General features: G+C 66.0%; 21 protein-coding genes. 14 read left to right on the top strand and 7 right to left on the bottom strand.

Annotated elements, in window-relative coordinates:
* The first annotated feature begins 23 nt into the window (after positions 1-23).
* The 13 genes from DES47_RS21725 to DES47_RS21665 are packed head-to-tail and all read left to right on the top strand — an operon-like array spanning position 24 to position 11,310.
* Positions 24-1,280 (top strand): ABC transporter substrate-binding protein, encoded by a 1,257-nt coding sequence (locus DES47_RS21725; protein WP_133702854.1) that lies wholly within the window; start codon positions 24-26, stop codon positions 1,278-1,280.
* Between the two features lie 22 nt (positions 1,281-1,302).
* Complete coding sequence (locus DES47_RS21720) at positions 1,303-2,223, top strand: carbohydrate ABC transporter permease (protein WP_133702853.1); 921 nt, start codon at positions 1,303-1,305, stop codon at positions 2,221-2,223.
* A gap of 4 nt (positions 2,224-2,227) precedes the next feature.
* A complete protein-coding gene (locus DES47_RS21715; RefSeq protein ID WP_133702852.1) occupies positions 2,228-3,052 on the top strand; it encodes a carbohydrate ABC transporter permease in 825 nt (274 codons plus the stop codon).
* Between the two features lie 5 nt (positions 3,053-3,057).
* Positions 3,058-4,386, top strand: coding sequence for a GH1 family beta-glucosidase (locus tag DES47_RS21710; RefSeq protein ID WP_133702851.1), 1,329 nt, complete (start codon positions 3,058-3,060; stop codon positions 4,384-4,386).
* 2 nt (positions 4,387-4,388) lie between these two features.
* Positions 4,389-5,441, top strand: coding sequence for an ABC transporter ATP-binding protein (locus DES47_RS21705; protein ID WP_133702850.1), 1,053 nt, complete (start codon positions 4,389-4,391; stop codon positions 5,439-5,441).
* A complete protein-coding gene (locus tag DES47_RS21700) occupies positions 5,438-6,229 on the top strand; it encodes a polysaccharide deacetylase family protein (protein ID WP_133702849.1) in 792 nt (263 codons plus the stop codon). The genes DES47_RS21705 and DES47_RS21700 overlap by 4 nt, the downstream gene beginning before the upstream one ends.
* A gap of 58 nt (positions 6,230-6,287) precedes the next feature.
* Positions 6,288-7,334, top strand: a complete 1,047-nt coding sequence (locus DES47_RS21695; protein WP_133702848.1) for an ABC transporter substrate-binding protein — start codon at positions 6,288-6,290, stop codon at positions 7,332-7,334.
* Positions 7,331-7,921: an SCO family protein gene (locus tag DES47_RS21690; protein ID WP_243748421.1), complete on the top strand. Its 591-nt coding sequence runs from the start codon at positions 7,331-7,333 to the stop codon at positions 7,919-7,921. Before DES47_RS21695 ends, DES47_RS21690 begins: the two co-directional genes overlap by 4 nt.
* The gene (locus DES47_RS21685) at positions 7,918-8,346 is read left to right on the top strand and encodes a cupredoxin domain-containing protein (protein WP_243748420.1); all 429 of its coding nucleotides are present in this window, start codon (positions 7,918-7,920) and stop codon (positions 8,344-8,346) included. The genes DES47_RS21690 and DES47_RS21685 overlap by 4 nt, the downstream gene beginning before the upstream one ends.
* Complete coding sequence (locus DES47_RS21680) at positions 8,346-9,107, top strand: ABC transporter permease (protein ID WP_243748419.1); 762 nt, start codon at positions 8,346-8,348, stop codon at positions 9,105-9,107. The genes DES47_RS21685 and DES47_RS21680 overlap by 1 nt, the downstream gene beginning before the upstream one ends.
* A complete protein-coding gene (locus DES47_RS21675) occupies positions 9,097-9,849 on the top strand; it encodes an ABC transporter ATP-binding protein (RefSeq protein WP_133702847.1) in 753 nt (250 codons plus the stop codon). The genes DES47_RS21680 and DES47_RS21675 overlap by 11 nt, the downstream gene beginning before the upstream one ends.
* Positions 9,850-9,888: 39 nt before the next feature.
* Positions 9,889-10,815, top strand: a complete 927-nt coding sequence (locus DES47_RS21670; protein WP_133702846.1) for an RNA polymerase sigma-70 factor — start codon at positions 9,889-9,891, stop codon at positions 10,813-10,815.
* 39 nt (positions 10,816-10,854) lie between these two features.
* The gene (locus DES47_RS21665) at positions 10,855-11,310 is read left to right on the top strand and encodes a carboxymuconolactone decarboxylase family protein (protein ID WP_133702845.1); all 456 of its coding nucleotides are present in this window, start codon (positions 10,855-10,857) and stop codon (positions 11,308-11,310) included.
* A gap of 5 nt (positions 11,311-11,315) precedes the next feature.
* Here DES47_RS21665 and DES47_RS21660 read toward each other — a convergent pair whose 3' ends face one another.
* The 3 genes from DES47_RS21660 to DES47_RS21650 all read right to left on the bottom strand — a co-directional run bounded on the left by DES47_RS21660 (position 11,316) and on the right by DES47_RS21650 (position 13,114).
* Positions 11,316-11,720 (bottom strand): nuclear transport factor 2 family protein, encoded by a 405-nt coding sequence (locus DES47_RS21660; RefSeq protein WP_425057475.1) that lies wholly within the window; start codon positions 11,718-11,720, stop codon positions 11,316-11,318.
* A complete protein-coding gene (locus tag DES47_RS21655) occupies positions 11,717-11,920 on the bottom strand; it encodes a hypothetical protein (protein ID WP_133702844.1) in 204 nt (67 codons plus the stop codon). Before DES47_RS21655 ends, DES47_RS21660 begins: the two co-directional genes overlap by 4 nt.
* A gap of 81 nt (positions 11,921-12,001) precedes the next feature.
* Complete coding sequence (locus DES47_RS21650; protein WP_133702843.1) at positions 12,002-13,114, bottom strand: metallophosphoesterase; 1,113 nt, start codon at positions 13,112-13,114, stop codon at positions 12,002-12,004.
* A 162-nt stretch (positions 13,115-13,276) separates the two neighbouring features.
* On the opposite strand from DES47_RS21650, the gene DES47_RS21645 reads away from it, so the two are divergent.
* Positions 13,277-13,819 (top strand): hypothetical protein, encoded by a 543-nt coding sequence (locus tag DES47_RS21645; RefSeq protein WP_133702842.1) that lies wholly within the window; start codon positions 13,277-13,279, stop codon positions 13,817-13,819.
* Positions 13,820-13,829: 10 nt separating this feature from the next.
* On the opposite strand, the gene DES47_RS21640 is transcribed toward DES47_RS21645, so the two are convergent.
* Genes DES47_RS21640 through DES47_RS21625 form a run of 4 tightly spaced genes read right to left on the bottom strand, consistent with a single transcriptional unit; the run spans position 13,830 to position 20,417 of the window.
* Entirely contained in the window at positions 13,830-14,696 is an 867-nt protein-coding gene (locus DES47_RS21640) for a glycoside hydrolase family 16 protein (protein ID WP_133702841.1), read from the bottom strand.
* Between the two features lie 27 nt (positions 14,697-14,723).
* A complete protein-coding gene (locus DES47_RS21635; protein WP_133702840.1) occupies positions 14,724-15,980 on the bottom strand; it encodes an ABC transporter substrate-binding protein in 1,257 nt (418 codons plus the stop codon).
* A 13-nt stretch (positions 15,981-15,993) separates the two neighbouring features.
* The gene (locus DES47_RS21630) at positions 15,994-17,505 is read right to left on the bottom strand and encodes a tryptophan halogenase family protein (RefSeq protein ID WP_133702839.1); all 1,512 of its coding nucleotides are present in this window, start codon (positions 17,503-17,505) and stop codon (positions 15,994-15,996) included.
* 8 nt (positions 17,506-17,513) lie between these two features.
* Positions 17,514-20,417, bottom strand: a complete 2,904-nt coding sequence (locus DES47_RS21625; protein ID WP_133702838.1) for a TonB-dependent receptor — start codon at positions 20,415-20,417, stop codon at positions 17,514-17,516.
* Between the last annotated feature and the right edge of the window lie 84 nt (positions 20,418-20,501).

Here is a 20,501-nt window from a genome sequence, read left to right as displayed (position 1 = left end):
TGAGGGTTGGTGCGAGAACAGGGATGGAATTGAGCCGGCGGGGCGGGTTGCTGCTGTGCCTGGGATTGCTGGCCATGCAGGGCGCTAGCGCGCAGCGGCAGCAGCTGACCGTGGCCGCCTTCCCCGCAGTCGACGAGATCGTCAAGGCTGCGATTCCGGCCTGGAACAGGCTGCACCCCGATGTCGAAATCAAGTTGGTGAGCCGAGCACTGACCGACCATCACACGGCGATGACCACGGCCCTGTCCACCTCGGCCCATCTGCCCGATGTGATGGCGGTCGAGGTCGGCTACCTGGGCCGCTTTGCCCAGGGCGGCGGACTGGAGGATCTGTCGCGCGCTCCCTACTCGATAGCCCAGTACCAAAGCCGCTTCGTCGCCTATGCCTACCAGCAGGCGACCAACCGTCGGGGTCAGGTCGTGGCCGCGCCGACCGATATCGGTCCCGGCACCCTGCTCTACCGCAGCGACCTGCTGGCCAAAGCCGGTGTCGGCGAGGCCGAGCTGACCCGCACCTGGGAAAGCTATGTGGCCGCCGGTGTGAAGATCAAGGCCGCCACCGGCGCCTATCTGATGGCCCATGCGCGCGACATGAAGGACATCGTCATCCGCACCGGCATCCAGCCAGGCGAGGGGCTGTTCTTCGACAGCCGCTCGAATGTGCTGGTCAACACGCCGCGCTTTGCACGGGCCTTCGAACTGGCCCGCCAGGTGCGGCGCAACAAGCTCGATGCCAAGGTCAATGCCTGGTCCTCCGACTGGACCGAGGGCTTCAAGCGGGGCGGCATTGCCACGCAGATGATGGGCGCCTGGCTGGCCGGCCATCTGAACACCTGGCTCGCGCCCGACACGCGAGGCCTGTGGCGTGCCGCCCAGTTGCCCGAGGGCGCGTTCGCGGCCTATGGCGGCACCTTCTATGCCATCCCTCGCGCCGCCTCGGCCGCGCAGAAGCCCATGGCCTGGGAGTTCATCAAGCTAATGACCTTGACGCGCGAGCTGCAGCTCGGCGCCTTCAAGGCGCAGGACGCCTTCCCGGCCCTGCTGGAGACCTTCGACGACCCCTTCTTCGACCAGCCGATCGCCTTTCTGGGCGGCCAGCAGGCTCGCGTGGGCTGGCGTACGGCCGCGCGGCGCATCACCGCCGTCGACGTGCACAAGCAGGACGCCTTTGCCGACGAAGTCATCAACACCGAGCTCGACAAGGTGCTGGTGCGCGGCAAGGACATTGCCACCGCCCTGGCCGACGCCGAGCGGCTGCTGCGCCAGCGCGCCTTTCGTTGATCAAGGCTGACAGACAACACCCATGAAGCTGCCCCGCCTGTCACCCCGCCAGACCCCATACGTGTTGCTGCTGCCCTTTGTGCTGCTGTTCATCGTCTTCGGCCTGTTCCCGCTGGCCTTCTCGCTGTTCCTCGCCTTCCAGACCTGGGAGCCGACCAGCGGCCTGGGGGCAATGAGCTTTGTCGGCGCCGACAACTTCCTGTTCGCGCTGCAGGACGAATGGTTCTGGAAGTCGCTGAAGAACACCGGCTGGCTGGCCCTGGTCTCGGGCGTGCCTCAGCACCTGGTGGCATTGCCGCTGGCGGCCTTCATCCACGCCTCGTTCAAGCGTCTGCGCAATGGCGTGGTCGGCGCCTATTTCATGCCCTATATCACCTCGACCGTGGCCATCGCCATCCTGTTCAGCTCGCTGTTCTCGACCGACTACGGGCTGATCAATGTCGGCCTGCAGCTGCTGCGTGAACTGCCGCTGATCGGTGTCCTGGTGCCGGCACAGACGGTGGACTGGCTCAACGACCCCGACTACATCAAGCCGGCCATCGCCACGCTGGTGTTCTGGCGCTATGTCGGCTTCAACGTGGTGCTGTATCTGGCCGCGATGCAGACCATCCCGCGCGATCTGTACGAGGCCGCTCGCATGGACGGTGCCGGCCGGCTGCAGCAGTTCTTCTACATCACCCTGCCCAGCCTGAAGCCGATGATCTATTTCGGCGTCACCTTGAGCGTGGTCGGCGGCCTGCAGCTGTTCGAGGAGGCCTTCATCCTGACCCAGGGCCGAGGCGGCTCTGACCAGGCCGGCATGACGACGGCCGTCTATCTGTACCGCATGGCCTTCGACTTCAATGACTTCGGCGCCGCCAGCGCGATGTCCTGGCTGCTGTTCATCGTCGTGGGCCTGCTGACCTGGCTGACCAACCGGGCCTTCCGCCCAAGCAAGGCCTGACCCCATGAGAACCGACCGTCTCGAGACCTGGACCGCCTACTGCCTCGTCGGCATCGGCATGCTGATCATGCTGGCGCCGTTCTACTTCATGTTCGTGTTCGCCACGCACTCGCGCACCGAGATCTTCAGCCTGCCGCCGCCGATGTGGTTCGGCGACGACTTCCTGAACAACCTGGCCATCCTGAGCAAGAAGATCCCGTTCTGGCGCAACCTCGGCTGGAGCGTCTATGTGGCGCTGGCCTCGACGGCCCTGACCCTGCTGTTCTGCGCGATGGGCGGCTATGCCTTTGCCCTCTTTGAGTTCCGCTACAAGAAGGCCTTCTTCGGCCTGGTGATGGGCACGATGCTGCTGCCCTCCTTCATGAACATGATTCCGACCTTCATGATCATGGACCTGCTGGGCTGGATAGACCAGCCGCGCGCGCTCTACATTCCCGGCGCGGCCAGCGCCTTCGGCATCTTCCTGATGCGCCAGTTCTGCCTCAGCGCGATCCCGCGCGAGCTGGTCGAGGCGGCGCGCATGGACGGTTGCAGCGAGCTGGGCATCTTCGCCCGCATCGTGCTGCCACTGCTCAAGCCCGCGCTGGGCACCCTGGGGCTGATCACCTTCATCGCCTCGTGGAACAACTTTATCGGCCCGCTGGTCGTGATGCGCTCGCCCGATATGTACACCCTGCCGCTGGCGCTGCGCAGCCTGCAAAGCCCGGTGGACACCGAGTGGGGCGCGCTGATGGCCGGCTCGGCCATTGCCACCCTGCCGCTGATCGTGCTCTTCGTGCTGTCGTCCCGGCAGCTGATCTCCGGCCTGACCACGGGCGCGGTCAAGTAAACCCTATGAATACAAAAAGCATGCACTTCCCTCCGAACTTCGTCTGGGGCGTGGCCACCAGCGCCTTCCAGATCGAGGGCGCAGCCGCCGAAGACGGCAAGGGCCTGTCGATCTGGGACACCTTCTGCCGCCAGCCCGGCGTGATCGCCGATGGCAGCAATGGCGACATAGCCTGCGACCACTACCACCGCTGGGAAGCCGACCTGGACATGATTGCCGGCCTGGGTGTGGATGCCTATCGCTTCTCGGTCTCCTGGCCGCGCGTACGGCCCACCGGCAGTGGCGCCTGGAACGAGGCCGGCCTGGCCTTCTACGAGCGCCTGGTCGACGGCCTGCTGGCGCGCGGCATCAAGCCCTATCTGACGCTCAACCACTGGGACCTGCCCGAGGCACTGCAGGCCGGCGGCGGCTGGGCGAATCGCGACACGGTGGCCCGCTTCGTCGAGTACGCCTTGGGCATCCATGCCCGCCTGGGTGACCGCGTGGTCTCGATCGCCACCCACAACGAACCCTGGGTGATGGCCCATCTGGGGCATGAGGCCGGCGTGTTCGCGCCCGGCATCAAGAATCGCCGCACAGCCATGCAGGTCTCGCACCACCTGCTGCTGAGCCACGGACTGGCACTGCAGGCGCTGCGCGCCGCCGGCTGCAAGGCGCGGCTGGGCATCGTGCTGAACCTGTCGCCGATGCATGCCGCCACCGACTCTGCCGCCGACCGGGCCAAGATGACACTGGAAGACGGCCAACTGCTGCGCTGGTATCTGGACCCGCTGTTCAAGGCCAGCTATCCGCAGGATGTGCTGGAGGTGCTGGGCGCCGATGCACCGGCGGTCGAGGCCGGCGACATGGCCCACATAGCCACCGCGATGGACTTCATGGGCGTCAACTACTACTCGCGCTCTGTCGTCAGCGCCGGCGAGCCCTGGGACGTCATGAGCAGCGGCCGCGAGATCACCGACATGGGCTGGGAGGTCTATCCCGAGGGCCTGACCGAGCTGCTGGTGCGCCTGCACCGCGACTATCCCGTACCGCCGCTGTTCGTGACCGAGAACGGCGGCGCCTTTAAGGATGAACTGGTCGATGGCCGCGTGCACGACGAGGGCCGCACCCGCTACATTGAGCAGCATATCGAGGCCGTGGCCGAGGCGATGCGCCAGGGTGTGAACATGGGCGGCTATATGGTCTGGAGCCTGATGGACAACTTCGAATGGGCCTCGGGCTACGAGAAGCGCTTCGGCATCGTTCATGTGGACTACACCACCCAGCAGCGCACCCTGAAGGACAGCGCCCGCTGGTACCAGGGCTTTCTGCAGCAACAAAAGCAAGGCGGTTGAGCATGGGCCAGGTATCACTGTGCGGTCTGCGCAAGAGCTACGACAAGGCCGAGGTCATCAAGGGCGTGGACCTGGAGGTGCGCGACGGAGAGTTCATGGTCTTCGTCGGCCCATCCGGCTGCGGCAAGTCCACCACGCTGCGGATGATCGCCGGGCTGGAAGACATCACCAGCGGCGAAATCCTGATCGACGGCGTGCGCGCCAACGACCAGCACCCCGCCCAGCGCGGCGCAGCCATGGTGTTCCAGAGCTATGCCCTCTACCCGCACATGACCGTGGCCGAGAACATGGGCTTTGCGCTGAAGATGGCCGGCCAGTCACGGGCCCAGCGCGACGAGCAGGTCGGCCGCGCGGCCGAGATCCTGCGCATCACCGATCTGCTGGGCCGCTACCCCAAGGAGCTGTCCGGCGGCCAGCGCCAGCGCGTGGCCATAGGCCGGGCCATCGTGCGCAAGCCCAAGGTGTTCCTGTTCGATGAGCCGCTGTCCAACCTTGATGCGGCGCTGCGCGTGAACATGCGCATCGAGCTGACCAAGCTGCACGAGCAGCTGGGCACGACGATGATCTACGTCACCCACGATCAGGTCGAGGCCATGACCATGGGCGACCGCATCGCCGTGTTCAACCAAGGGCGCATCGAGCAGCTGGGCGCGCCGATGGCGCTCTACAACCGCCCAGCCAATGAGTTCGTTGCCGCCTTCATCGGCGCGCCGCGCATCAACTTCATCGACAAGCCCGCGGTCAATGCCTCGGCCGAGCACCAGGCGCTGTGGCAACTGCTGAGCCAGGCGCCCGGCGAGCGCGCCCAGCGCATCGGCCTGCGCGCCGAGCATCTGCATCTGGCACCTAGCGGCCAGGGCATTGCCGCCACCGTGGAACTGGCCGAGCATCTGGGCGACACGTCCATCATCTATCTGCGCCTGGCCGGCGTGGCCGAGCTGCTGACGGCCAAGGTGGGCAACGGCGGCTCGCTGCATGTCGGCAATGCTGTCGGCCTCGCGCCCGATCCGGCCTGGGCGCTGGGTTTTGACGCCAGCGGATGCTTGATCGGATGAAGAAGCTTGTTGCCCTGCTGTTGGCCTTGGGTATGGCTCAAGCCAGCCACGCCGATACCTTCAAATGGCCCGGCGGCGCCAAGGCCGCCGTCAGCCTGTCCTACGACGACGCGCTGAACTCGCAGCTGGACAACGCGCTGCCGGCGCTGAACGCCCATGGCCTGAGGGCCACCTTCTACCTGACCCTGGCCAGTGAGGTGGTCGCCAAGCGCCTGCCCGAATGGCGCCGCGCCGCAGCCCAGGGCCACGAGCTGGGCAACCACACGCTCTACCACCCCTGCTCGCGCTCGAAGCCCGGCCGCGACTGGGTTGCGCCGCACCGCGACTTGGACAAGATCGGCGTGGCCCAGCTGCGCGAGGAAATCCTGCTCGCCAATGCCTATCTGCAGGCCATAGACGGCCGGACCGAACGTACCTTCACCGCCCCCTGCGGTGATCTGCTGGCAGCCGGCCAGCCCTATCTGCCGGCGATCCGTTCCGGGTTCGTGGCCATCAAGTCACGCGCCGGCGGCGTCGCCCCCGATATGGCCGGTCTGGACCCCTACGACGTCGGCACCGCCGGCCCGGACGGCGCCAGCGGCGAGGCCCTGATCGCCATCGTCAAGGAAGCCGCCGCCAAGGGCACGCTGGCCAGCATCACCTTCCATGGCATTGGTGGCGACCATCTGGCGGTGTCAACAGAAGCGCATGAGGCGTTGCTGAAGCACCTGGCGGCAAACCCTGAGGTCTATTGGGTGGACAGCTTTGTCAACATCATGGGCTACCTGGCATCCACGCGCAAACGCTGAGTCGCAGCAGGCAATGACTGGGCGAAAATAGGCCTATGCCGTATGCAGAGCAGCCGCCATGAGTGTCAACTCGCCCGAACACCTCTTGAGCCTGGACCGCAGGCAGGTGCTTCGCGGAGCCATTGCCACTGCGCTGCCGGTCTTGGGCCTGCCCCTGGCCGGCGCTGCGCCCGCGCCGCTGCTCGTCGGCGGCCTGCCCGTGACCTGCAATCTGACCCTGCCGGTGGCCTGCATGGCCCGGGCCACGGCCAATGCGGCCGACAAGAGCGGCGGGCCCAAGTTCGAGTACGAATACAGCAAGTACAACGGCTGGCCGGAGATCAAGGAGTCCTTGATGACCGGCCGCATCCAGGCCGCCTACATGCTGGCGCCGCTGGTGATGGACCTGGCGGACAAGAAGATCCCGGTCAAGATCGTCTCGCTGGGCCACCGCTCGGGCGCGGTGATCATGGTGCGCACCGACTCGCCCTACAAGAAGTTCAAGGACCTGACCGGCAAACGGATCGCCATCCCCAGCCGCTTTGCGGTGGACTTTCTGTTCCTGCGCAAGATGCTGGCCCAGGAGGGCATGACGCCCAAGGACATACAGATCGTCGAGATGCCGCCGCCCGACATGCCGGCCGCCTTGTATGCCAAGGCGGTGGACGCTTATTGCACCGGCGAGCCCTTTGGCGCAGCCGCCCAGCGCGCCGGCTATGCGCGGGCGCTGCGCATGACGCGCGACGAATGGCGCAACTACATCTGCTGTGTGCTGACCGTGCGCGAAGAGCTGATCAAAAGCAACCGGCCCCTGGTGCAGGACCTGGTCAACCATGTGATGGGCGCCGGCCACTGGCTGGACGAGAAGCAAGACAACCGCGACAAGGCGGTGACCATTGCCGCCGGGCGCAAGTTCTTCAATCAGGACCCCAACATCATCAAGTTCGTGATGGAGAACCCGACCGACCGTGTGACCTATGGCGATCTGCGCATGATACGCACCGAGTTTGAGGAGCTGATGCAGTTGTCCATTGATGCCGGCACGATCAAGGCCCCGGTGGCCTACGAGAAATACATGGACGAAAGCTTTGCCAAGGCCGCCCGCGCGGCCACCATTGCGCTGTGAAACGCCTGCTCGCCCTGCTGCTGTCGCTGTGCCTGGCCGGCCTTGCCGCGGCAACCCCAGCGCCAAAGCTCAAGGCCGGCGTGTTCGAGCCCCCCTACCCGGCGCCCGAGTTCGCCCTGCAGGGCTCGGACGGCGCCGAGCTGAAGCTGGCCCGCTACCGCGGCAAGCTGGTGCTGCTGGTGTTCGGCTTCACCCAGTGCCCCGAGGTCTGCCCCACCACCCTTGCCACGCTGGCCCAGGCGCGCAAGGGCCTGGGGCCCGACGCCGCAGCCGTGCAGGTGGTGTATGTGACGGTGGACCCCGAGCGCGACAACGCCGCTCGCATCAAGAGCTATCTGGCCGCCTTCGACCCCAGCTTCATCGGCGGCACGGCCAAGCCGGACACCCTGGCCGGCGTGCGCAAGAGCTACGGCGTGATCGCCACCAGGCTGGCCCATCCAGCCGGCGACCCCAGCGGCTATGGCATGAACCACTCGACCTCGGTCTATCTGATCGACCGCGAGGGCCGGCTGCGCGCGATGATGCTCTACGGTCGCGAGGCCAAAGACTTCGTCCACGACCTCAAGCTCCTGTTGGCCGCGAAGTGAAGCGCGGTCTGAAGCTCCTGGCCGCGGGGCTGGGCCTGCTGATCACGGCGGCCCTGGCCTGGGCCGCACTGGCACCCATCGAGGTGGACTCGCGTGACGAGCTGTTCGAGATTCCGGCCGGCACCTACGCACGCCGCATGGCGGGCGACAGGGTCGAGATCCTGCCCGACACGATACGGCTGACCCTGGGACTGAGGGACACGCTGCTGCTGAAGAACCTCGACGCCGTGCCCCAGCAGTTCGGCCCGGTGCTGATCATGCCCGGCCAGAGTTTCCGCCTGCCGTTCGAGGTGGCCTCGACCTACAGTTTTGCCTGCACCGCTCACGCCAGCGGGCAGATGAGCGTGATCGTCGATCCCCGTCCGGCACCGGGCTGGCCCGCGCTGTCCTGGCGCCTGCAGCAATTGAAGAAAACGAGCTTGTAGTGAACGAGAGACTGAGCAGGATACTGCCGCCGCTGGCGGTGATGGCCGCTGTCATCGCCCTCTGGTGGGTGGTGGTGGTGAAAACCGAGAGTCCGATCTTCCCGACGCCCTGGCAGGTCGTCACCGGCACGCTGGAGCTGGCCGAGGACGGCACCCTGTGGGAGCACATCACCGCCTCGCTGTTCCGCGTCGGCATGGGCTTCGGCCTGGCCCTGCTGGTGGCCGTGCCGCTGGGTCTGTGGATGGGCTGGGTGAGCGGAGCCTACCGCACCCTGAACCCGATCTTCCAGATGCTGCGGCCGATCTCGCCCATCGCCTGGATACCGCTAGCCATACTCTGGTTTGGCATGGACGACATCTCGCCGATCTTCCTGATCTTCATCTCCTCGGTGTTCCCTATGATTGTGCAGACGACCTCGGGCGTGCACACCATCGAGCGCCGCTATCTGCGCGCGGCGACCAACTTCGGCGTGTCGCGCAGCGTGCTGTTCCGCCAGGTGGTGATTCCTGCCGTGCTGCCCGAGATCATCGTCGGCATGCGCATAGGCATAGGCGTTGCCTGGCTGGTGGTGGTGGCGGCCGAGATGATCGCGCTGCGCTCGGGCCTGGGCTATCTGATCATGGACTCGCGCAATGCCGGCAACCGCTACGACCTGGTCATCGCCAGCATGATCATCATCGGCCTCATCGGCCTGCTGCTCGACGGCATCACCCGCTTGCTGGAACGACTCAAGACCGTGAAGTGGCGCTATGTCCGATAAGAAGATCGTCGTCACCGACATCAGAAAGGGCTTCGCCGCCAGCAAGGGTGCCACGCTGCCCGTGGTCGGCGGCATCAGCTTCACCGTGGCCGACGGTGAGTTCGTCGCCATCGTCGGCCCCTCGGGCTGCGGCAAGTCCACCCTGATGAACATCATCGCCGGCTTCGAGCGACCGGACTCGGGCTCGGTCCAGGTCGACGGCGCGGAGCAGATGGGACCGAGCCCCAAGGGCATCGTGATCTCGCAGCACGGCTCGGTTTTCCCGTGGCTGACCGTGCGGCAGAACCTGATGTTCGGCTTGAATGGAAACGACCATGGCGACAAGGCTGCGCTGGCGGACCACTATGCCGCGATGGTCGGACTCAAGGGCTTCGAGTCAGCCTATCCGCATGAGTTGTCAGGCGGCATGTTGAAGCGCGCCGAGCTGGCGCGGGCCTTTGTCGTCAAGCCCGAAATCCTCTACATGGACGAGCCCTTCTCGGCGCTGGACGCGCTGATGAATATGCGCATGCGCACCGAACTCTTGCGCATCCTCGGCGAGGAGCGGCACACGGTGCTCTTGATCACCCACGACGTCGAGGAGGCGATCTATATGGCCGACCGCGTGCTGGTGCTGTCGCCCCGGCCGACGACGATACAAGCCAGCTTCCGGGTCGACATGCCGCATCCGCGCAAGCTGTCCAGCCCGGAACTGCAAACCCTGCGCGAGGCGATATTGAAGGAACTGGGGCTTCAGGCCTGACCGCTGTCACAAAATGGCGACGTCAAACGTCTAAAGGCCATGAACGACAGCACCGACACCTTCAAGCGCCTGCGCCCCCGGCTGCAGGCCATCGCCTACCGCATGCTGGGCTCCTCGGCCGAGGCCGAGGAAGTGGTCCAGGACGCCTGGCTGCGCTGGCACGAGACCGATCAGGCCCGCGTGGAGAACAGCGAGGCCTGGCTGGTGTCGGTCACCACGCGCATTGCCATCGACCGGCTGCGCTCGGCCAAGATACAGCGCGAGCACTATGTCGGCACCTGGCTGCCCGAGCCGCTGATGAGCGATTCGCCTGTCTCGCCCGAGCAACTGCTGGAGCGGGCCGATGATGTGTCGGTGGCCTTCCTGACGCTGCTGGAGCGCCTGGCGCCCGAGGCCCGCGCCGCCTATCTGCTGCGCGAGGTCTTCGATGCCGACTACGGCGAGGTGGCCGAGGCGCTGGGCAAGACCGAGCCGGCCTGCCGCCAGATCGTGCACCGCGCCAAGACCCAGTTGCAGGACCAGCGGCCGCGCCATACGGTGGCCCGCGAAACCCAGCTGCGCCTGCTGCGCGGCTTTGCCGACGCCGCCGTGCGCGGCGAGTTCGGAGCACTGAAGTCCATGCTGGCCGAGGACGCGCAGCTGATCGGCGACGGCGGCGGAATCGTGCCCAGCTTCGGGGTGCCCCTGGTCGGTGGCCAGCGCATTGCCCAGCTCTATCTGGCCACCCATCTGCGCTTTCCGGGCAGGGTGCGCTTCGAGGTCGTGGTGCTCAACGGCCAATGGGGCCTGCTGCGCTTTATTGACGACACCCTTGAGTCGGCGCAGTCGCTCGAAACCGATGGCGAGCGCATCGTCTGCATCCACTCGCAGCGCAATCCGCACAAGCTGGCACGCATTGCCGCCGCGCTTGGCCGCGAGCTTAACGTCGCCGAGACTGTCACAAGCGCGCCGCCTCAAACGTCTTGAGTCTGTGTATCCCGCACAGCAACTCAACAAGGTATCAAGATGAATGAAGCTCGCCTCCCCTGGACCCAGATCTCGTCCAAGTCCTATCAAGCGATGGCCAGCGTCAACGCAACGCTGGCCAAATCAACGCTGGGCCCGCAACTGGTGGAACTGGTGCAGTCGCGCGTGTCGCAGCTCAACGGCTGCGCCTTCTGCCTGGACATGCATACCCGCATCCTGCGCGAATCCGGCGAGGGCTGGCAGCGCATCAACAGCCTGTCCACCTGGCGCGAGACCGGCCTGTACAGCGCCCGCGAACGCGCCGCGCTGAACTGGGCCGAGACCATGACCCGCTTGAGCGACCACAGCGGCCAGGACGCCGCCTTCGGGGCGCTGAAGCTGCAGTTCAGCGATCAGGAGATCGTCGAGCTGAGCTGGACGATCGCGCTGATCAATGGCTGGAACCGCATGGCCATAGGCATGCGCGCGCCGGTGATCGAAAAACCCATTGCCTAAGCCAATCAGCCGTACTTGCTACCCACCTGGGCCCGCACCGGGTGGGTGTCGTACATGATGGTCATGCAGTCGATCAGCCCGTCGGCGTCGAAGTCGAACACGTCCACGCAGTTGAAGTGCACGTCGCCGCCGTCCTTCAGCTGCCAGTGGTAGATGAAGTAGGCAATCGCCCGCGGGCCGCCATGGGCGCTGACCAGGATGTCCAAGGTCTCGATGCGGCTTTGCCCCGAGGCCTCGCGCACCTTGATGAAGAAGGGCCTGGGGTCCATCCAGCCCAGAAAGGGCGAGTAGATCTTGGCCTTGGGCGAGAACAGCGCGGTGATGGCCTCCACATCGGAGGCCTCCAGTCGCGACAGATAGCGTTGGACCACCTCGACGTGGCGGTCGGTTTGCGAGATCGGTTTCATCATTCGTGATCAAAACTCGGCGGCTGCTGCAGATCGGCATCGAAATTCATCAGCACGCTGGCCAGCTCCAGCGAGCGCCACAGCGGCGCGGGCATCTGCATGATGGCCTCGGGCGTGCGGGCGTGGGCCACCCAGGCGCCGATGTCGGCATGCTGGTCGGGGGTGAGCAGCTTGAGGCTCAGCATTTCGTCTATCGTTTTCATCTGCGGCCTCGTTGGCAGGTTGGGGACGAAGGGATAGGCAGGCAGATCATGACACGAGGTCGGCGGGGGATTGGCCCCCACTCACGGGGATGCCCTGACAAAACGCAACCGGGTGATCTCTGAAGGCGCACCGAGGCGCAGCGGTGGCCCCCAGTAGCCGGTACCGCGGCTGGTGTAGACCCACAGCCGGCGCAGCCGGTGCAGGCCGGCGGTGAACGGTTGCTGCAGCGGCACGAACAGGTTCCAGGGCCAGAACTGGCCGCCATGGGTGTGGCCCGACAGCTGCACATCAAAACCCGCATCGGCGGCGGCCGGCGCGCTGCGTGGCTGGTGCGCCAGCAAGACGCGCAGGCCGGCGCCCGGTGGCGCGCCTGCCATCGCCCGCTGCGGATCGCTGCGCTGGCCAGGATCGAAGTGATGCGCGGTGAAGTCGGCCACGCCGGCCATCACCAGCTGGGCACCATCGTGCAGCAGCACCACGTGCTCGTTGGTCAGCACGCGCAGGCCCAGGCTGCCGAGCAGGGCCGACCATTCATCGGCACCGCTGTAGTACTCATGGTTGCCGGTGACGAAGAAGGTGCCATGTCTTGACCTCAGGCCGGCCAGTGGCGCCACGTCATGCCGCAGGTCCACCACCCGCCCATCGACCAGATCGCCGGTGACGGCCACCGCATCGGCCTGCAGCCGGTTGACCGACTCGACAATGGCCTGCACATAGCCACGCTTGACGGTCGGCCCGACGTGAACATCAGTGATCTGCGCAATGGTGAAGCCCTGCAACGCAGCCGGCAGGCCTGCGATGGGCACCTCAACCTCGCGCACACGGGCGGTGCGCCGCGCGCCGACCAGGCCCCACAGCGCCGCCAGCAGGGCCAGGGTAGGCACGGCGATGGCGCTGGGCATGGCCAGCGGTGGCAGGTTGAATGGCAAGGCCGCCAGCAGCAACAGATCGCGCAGCAGGGTCAGCACCAGCAGCATAGAGAACAGGCCCAGGGCCAGCATGCCGGCCCAGGTCCAACGGTCGGCGGTGGCGCGCTTGCGCGCCTTTCGCCCCAGCAGCGCCGCCGGTATCAAGGCCAGCGACAGCAGCAACAGCGCGATGAAGGCGCCCGCCGCCAGCGGGCCCGGCAACTGCGGCGCCACACGCCAACCAATGTAGAGGTGCAGCAGGGCCAACAGCCAGATTCCGGTCATCGCTGCCAGATGGGGGCAGCGGGGCCGGGTTCAAGCTGCGGCCTCCATCGGCCTCGGTTGCAGCTCGATGGACCCACACTCCCGTTCGTCGCAAGGCGCTGCCCGCGGCCAGCGGGCGCCCCTAGAGTGAGCGGCAACCCGCTGCTGACCCAGGAGACAGACATGTTTGAGATGACCCATACCCCGGCCAGGGTGACAGCCCGCTGGTTGATCACAGCGCTGGTTGCGCTCGCCGAACTGGTCCATCTCGCATGGCAGGTCTTTCATGGCGGTATCCAGCGCCACCACCTGCTCAATCAAGCCGATCTGCCCGCCATCTCCAATGCCTGGGGCGCCGTATTTCTGCCCCTGCTGGCCTGGTTTCTTGCGGGCAGAATGCTGAGGCGGGCCAACGGCCCGCTGGCCGCAAAAGCCTTGGCCGTTGCCGCGTTCGGTTCGCTTGTCGCCGGCATCGCCTTGTCGCTGGCCTTTGTGAGCGGCAATGCGGACGCTCCGGCCTACGTCCTGCTCGGCATCATTCTTGTCAGCTTGGTCCTGCCGACCTGTCGAAGCGAGTATGTGCTGGGCTTCGTGCTGGGCATGTGCATCACCTTCGGCCCCATCCTGCCTGCTCTGGTGGCAACGGTCATTGCTGCGGTATCAGCGATCGCCCACTACCTGGTGCGTCCAGCCCTTGGATGGGCGCTGGCCAGGGTCAGAGCCTGACATCCAAGCCTCACTTGGCCGGCTGGTACACCCTCACATACTCCACCTCCATGCGCACCGGGAAGATGCTGTCGTCTACATCGCCGCCCAGATCACCGCCGATGGCGATATTGAGTATCAGGAACTGCGGCGCATCGAAGGGCCATTGGGCCTTGCCGGTGCCTGCGTTCTTGTAGGTGAAGTGGGTCTTGCCGTCGATGCCGAAGCTGACCTGCTGTGCCGTCCACAGCATCTGATAGGTGTGGAAGGCCGTGCAGGCATCGCTCACCTGGGTGGCCGCGCCCGAGCCATTGCCGCCGCTGCCCGAGGTGGTGTGCGTGGTGCTGAAGACCTTGGTCGGCTCCTTGCCGGTCTGCTCCATGATGTCCAGCTCGCCGCCGGCCGGCCAGTCGCCCTGGCTGCCCAGCATCCAGATCGCCGGCCAGGTGCCCTTGCCGCAGGGTAGCTTGGCGCGGATCTCGAAGAAGCCATAGGTCCAGTCCTGCTTGCCGGCGGTCAGCAGACGAGTCGAGGTATAGGCCTGGCCGCCCCAGTCGGCGGCCGCCGTCATCTGCTCCTTGCGGGCGGTGATGACCAGGCGGCCGTCGCGCACCTCGGCGTTCTCGGCGCGGGGGCCGCTGTAGTACTGCTTCTCACGGTTGTGCCAGCCCTGCTTGTTCATGCCGGTGTCATGGGCCCATTTTGCGGGGTCCGGCAGGCCGGGCTTGTCGAACTCGTCGGACCAGACCAGGGCATAGCCCGGTGGCGGGGCCAGCGCGTCGGTGCTTGGGATGGGCGGCGCTATCGCCTCGGCCGCACCGCCGGAGCCGCAGCCGCCCAGGCACAGGGCGGCAAGCAGCGAGGTGAAGGGCCAGCGCCGGGTCAACACATGGTTCATTTCAACAGTCTCCCTGAGCAAATCGATTCATCGGTGGGCACGCCGTTCGAGCAGCCGTGCGGCGTCTTGCAGCGCTGTGCGTATAGGTTTGCCGCGCTTGAGCACCTGGTCAAGCTCGCTGCCGACCACCTCGTCGGCAAAGCCGTTCTGCTTGTGCACGCGGGCAGCCGAGATGCGTCGCGCGGCCACGCGCCACAGCAGCCGCGCCTTCTGGCCGCCCAGAAAGGCCACGGGCTCCTCGAAGAAGGCGTCGTCATGCGTCTCCAGCAGAGCCGGAAAGGCGTCGTGCGTCTTGAAAGCTGCAAGCTGGCGCTCGCGGTCCAGTGTCATCAGCTGGATGAACTGCCAGGCCAGCGCCTTGCGCTCGGGCGCGGCACGCCGCGGCATCGCGTAAAAGGCGCCGCCGTAGCCGGCATTGGCGCCCTCGGGCAGTTGGGCCGCGCGCCACAGGCCGGCGGTCTGCTGCGCCACCCAGTTGCTCAACTGACCCACAAGCCAGGCGCCACCCAGCTCGGTGGCCAGGCTGCCGCGCTTGAAGCCCTCGGCCCATTCGTTGGACCAGGCGTTGACGCGGGCATCGAGCCCCAGCCGGCGCACCTGCAGCGCCAGCTCGAAGGCGCGCACAAAGCGCTCGGACTGCACCAGCACCCGTGAGTCCTGATCGAAGTACATACCCTCGCCCGGCTGGATGCCGGTGCGCAGCAGGATGTCCTTGATCTCGCTGACATGGGCGATCAGGTAGGCCCCGGTGCTGCGCTTGATGAGCTGCCCGGCGGCGATATAGCTGGCCCATGAACGAGTCAGGTCTTCGGGATCGACACCGGCGCGCGCGACGATGTCCTGCCGGTACAGCATCGTGCCCGGGCCGATGTCGGTGGGCACGGCCACCACCGCGCCGTTGCGGCCCAGCGCCTGGTCATAGGCATAGGGCACCAGGCGCGAGCGAAAGCGGCCGATGTCGTAACGCGGCTGGGCCAAGTCTTCGAGCCCCCCGCCCTGGGCAAAGCGACCGACGAAGCTGGACTCCAGCGCCATCACGTCGGGCAGCAGTGAGGAGGTCGACAGGGCAGTGGTCATGGCCGTGTGATGGTCGGCGTACTGGCGGGAGACGATCTGGATGTCCACACCGGGGTGCATCTGCCGCCAAACCGGCAGCGCCGCGCGGGCGATCTCGTCCACCAGCGGAAAGGCCGCCAGCTGCAGCACCGTGCGCTCAGCCCCGTGCACCGCGGTGGCGCCCAGCAGCCCGCAGGCCAGCAGGCCGCGCCGCGTCAGGCGCTTCATGGGCACCATGGGCTCAGCCCAGGTCGGCCGCGCAATGCTTGGCGATGAACTCGGCATGCGTGGGCATCACCCCCACGCACTTGGCGACGACCTGCTCGACATTGCGCACATAGGCCTGCACCTCGGCCTCGGGCAACAGGTCGGCGAACGGGTGATGGCCGCGCGGCATCAGCCTTTGACCGATCATCACCTGCAGCCAGCTAGTCTCGGCGAACAGCTCGTCGTCATAGCGGTAGATGCGGCCGTTGCTGGCGAAAAGGTCAATCTTGCGTTGTAAGGTCTCCGGTATCGCCATCGTCCGGCAGTGGTTCCAGAAGGCCGAGTCGTCGCGGGTGGTGAGCTTGTAGTGCAGTATCAGGAAGTCGCGCACCCGCTCGAATTCGAGCCGCGTCAGTGCGTTGTACTCGGCGATGTCGGCGGCATCGAAGCCGGCGTGCGGGAAGAAGCTCAGGATGCGCGCCACCGCCATATGGATCAGGTGGATGCTGGTCGACTCCAGCGGCTCCAGAAAACCGCTGGACAGGCCCACGGCCACGCAGTTGCGATCCCAGAAGGTCCTGGCCCGGCCGGTGCGGAAGCTCAGGTGGCGGGGCGGCGCCAGCGCCTTGCCGTCCAGCTTGTTCATCAGGATGGCCTCGGCCTCGTCCTTGTCCATGAAGGCGCTGCTGTAGACATGGCCGTTGCCGATGCGGTGCTGCAGCGGAATGCGCCATTGCCAGCCGGCCGCATGTGCGGTGGAGCGGGTCAGCGGCAGCAGCGGACTGACCGATTCGCAGGGCACGGCGATCGCGCGGTCGCAGGGCAGCCAGTGGGTCCAGTCCTCGTAGCCGGCCTTGAGGGTCTGCTCGATCAAGAGCGCCCGCATCCCCGAGCAGTCGATGAAGAAGTCGCCCTCGACCCGCTCGCCGCTCTCCATCACGACGGCCTCGATGAAACCATCCTCGGCGCCTTGCAAGACCTGCTGGACCTTGCCCTCCAGCCGCCTGACGCCGCGCTGCTCGGCATAGCCGCGCAGGAATTTGGCGTACAGGCCGGCGTCGAAATGGTAGGCATGGGCGATCTCGCCCAGCGGTGAGCCGGCCATATCGGCCCGCGCCCGCATGAACCTGGCCTGGCGCGGTGCCACCGTGTTGATCGAATAGTCGCCCAGCGGCCCGGCCTTGCCCTGCTGCGCCATGCGCAGCCAGAAGTGGTGGAAGGGCACGGTGTCGGCCATCTGCCCGACCTTGCCGAAACCGTGGGTGTAGCGGTCGCCCAGGGCCCCCCAGTTGACGAACTCGATGCCCATCTTGAACGAGCCCCGCGTGGCGCGCAGGAACTCGTCTTCGTCTATGCCCAGTGCCCGATTGAACTCGGTCAAGTTCGGGATCGAGGCCTCGCCGACGCCGATGATGCCGATCTCGTCGGACTCGATCAGCCGTATCGAATAGGCCTGACCGAGTGCCTTGGAGAAGGCGGCGGCCGTCATCCAGCCGGCGGTGCCGCCGCCGACGATGACGATGTTGCGGAGGGGCTTGGGACTCATGCTGGTGATTAGAACTTGTAGTTCATCCCCACCAGCGTGGTGCGGCCGAAATAGCGGATCAGGTTCGGCGTCAGCTGCGTGCCATCCGGTGCGTTCGCCCCCACGTTCTTGTAGTTCAGCGTCGGCTTGTCCAGCACATTGCCGACCTGCAGCAGCAGCGATAGCCCCTTGAACGTGCCGCTCTCGAAGGCATAGCCAAGCTGCAGGTCCATCACCTTGTCCGCGGCATACTGCAGCGTCGTCGAGTTGAAGTAGATGTCGCGGGTCGTGGCGGTGAACGGTGCGCGGTAGCGCTGGCTGACCCGTGCCGACAGGCCATGGTTCTCATAGTAGAAGGTCAGGCTGTTCGAGCGGCCCGACAGGCCGTTCAGCGGGATGGACTTGGCCAGCTGATCGGGCAGTTGTTCGAGGATGGAGCTGCTGAGCTTGGAGGCGCTGACCACCGCGCCGAAGCCGTCGAGTGACGGATGCAGCAGGCCGCCTTCGAGCGCGGCCGCGAACTCGAGGCCCTCGACCTTGCCGCCGCTGCCATTGGTCGGCGTGACCAGCGGGCCGAACTTCTTGGGCGTCACGCCGGGCGGGATGTTCGATTGCGGCGGCACGCCGGAGTTGTCGACCTCCGTCTGCGCATTCTGGATATAGCTCAGCAGGTTCTTTCGGAAGGCGGCCGCCGAGACATAGCTGCGCTTGCCGAAGTACTTTTCGACCGACAGGTCGATGCCGACCGCGCGCCAGGGCTTGAGCGCGGGGTTGCCCGCGTAGGCCACGGTCCAGTTGCCGGCGTTCGGTGTGCCGGCCTGGTCCTGCACCACCTCGGGCGTGCTGATGCCGGCGCGCATTTCGTTGATGCCCGGGCGCACGATGGCCGTGGCCAGGCCGAAACGGGCAAGCCAGTTGTTCTTGAAGTCGGCGACGAGGTTCAGGCTGGGCAGCACGTCGGTGTAGCTGGTGCCCCCCTGCAGCTTGCGCAGCAGGCTCGGATCCGGGAAGTCTTCGTTGCGGCCCAGATAGGCCCAGCCTTCCGAGCTCTGCTTGGCATGCACGATCTGCAGACCGAGATTGCCGCGCAAGCCCACACCGGCGATATCGGTGTCGATGTCGAGTTTGCCGAATCCGGTCGTGACCGTCTCGTCCACGCTGGACACATTGCCGGCCCATTTGTGGAACTGGCCCTGCTCCAGGGTCACGGCGCCGCTGGCCACCAGCGCCGGCACATCGACGCGCAGCAGCTGCGGAATGCCGGCCCAGCTCATGTCGAACGGCGTGCCGACGACGGACGTCGGTATGGTGCGGATGAAGTTGCCCTGGGCATCCTTCTTCATCAGGATGCGGTCCTCGTTGCGCTCGACGTCCTTGCTGCGATGGGTCACGTTCAGGCCGGTCGAGAAGCTGCTGAAGAAGCCGTCCAGCTCACGCTTGACCGACAGGCGCAGGCTCTTGATCTCGTCCTTGACGGCGGGTGAGCGGATCGCGCCTATCCAGGCGTCGTTGCCGACCCAGTCCATGCCCTGCACATCGCCGAAGGCCATATTGGCCGGGTTGGACAGATAGCCCGGCTGCACCGGAGTGAAGGTCTGGGCGCCACCGGTGGCCGGCACATTCCAGTTGTAGGCGCCATAGGTCCACTGCTTGTTGGCGTTGTCGTAGGGGCCGCCATAGGCCTCGGCATAGCGCTCGTTGCGCTTGTCGCGGGAGTAGCTGAGATCGGCAACGCCCCTCCATTTGTCCGCCAGCTTCATCTCGGTGTTCCAGCCGACAGCCACGATGTCGTCGGTGCGGCGCGTGTCCATATTGCCGACATTGGCCACCAGCTGCGAGGTGGTGGCGCTGGTCGCATAGGTGTTGTTGCCGATCTGCGTCGTGCCGACATTGCTCAGCGCCGGCGCAATGCCGGCCGACCAGTTGCCGAACAGGCTCTGTGCAAACTTGCCGCCGACCTCGTGGGTATTGAACTTCGAGTAATAGAGGTCGACCATGCTGTGCAGGTCGTCATTGGGCTTGTACTCGAGCACGGCCATCAGGCCATCACGAAGATTCTTCTTGGTCGAGGTGGTGGCGGTCCAGAACATCGGCAACATGGCCTGGCCCGTGTTGCCATCGGCCATCGGCTTCAGCGAGGGCTTGTTGCCACTCAACGGCAGGCCGAAGGGCGTGAAGTCGCTGTACTCCACCAGCTCGGTCAGCTTGACCTGGCTGGGCGCATCGAGGCGGGCAAAGCCCAGCGCCACGCCAATGGTCTTGTTGGCGAACTGGTCGACATAGGACGCGCTGACACGCATGCCCGTGGGGCTGGTGACGCCGGACACCAGATTGCCATTCGAGTTGCGCTCGCCGCGCGCATTCAGCACCACCTGCCGGCCGGTGACGGACAGCGGGCGCAGGGTGCGGATGTCGACCGTGCCCGACAGGCCCTGGCCCACCAGCGCGGCATCCGGCGTCTTGTAGACGATGGCCGAACCCACCAGCTCAGACGGGAACTGGTCATATTCAACCGCGCGGCTGTCGCCGGAGCTGACCATCTCGCGGCCGTTCAGCAGCACGCCCGAGAACTCGGGCGACAGGCCGCGGATCGAGATCCGGTCAACCCGCCCGTCCGGGCCGCGCTGGCCGGTCAGACCGGGCAGACGCGCCAGCGACTCGGCGATGCTGGCGTCGGGCAGCTTGCCGATATCTTCGGACGAAATCACTTCAATGATGGAGTCGGAGTTGCGCTTTGCCGTCACCGAGGACTCGATGCTGCGCCGTATGCCGGTGACGACCACCGTGTCCAGCTGGCTGGCCTGCTGGGCCGTCTGCTGAGCTTCGACGGCCACCGAGGCCAGCATCAACAGGCCGCAGGCCGCGGCCACCGGCTTGACGCGAAACACCGGCGGATAGCTGCGCTGAAGGCGCGGGGAGGTTGAGCACTGCATGTTTTGTCTCCAGCTGTTTTTTGGGAAATCTAGCGTCAACGGCGAGCTTGAACACAACCGTTGAAAGCGCTTTCATGATGTTGC

The sequence above is a fragment of the Roseateles toxinivorans genome (genome assembly GCF_004362525.1).
Lineage (GTDB): Bacteria > Pseudomonadota > Gammaproteobacteria > Burkholderiales > Burkholderiaceae_C > Paucibacter > Paucibacter toxinivorans.
This window is presented reverse-complemented; position numbering and strand designations above follow the sequence as displayed.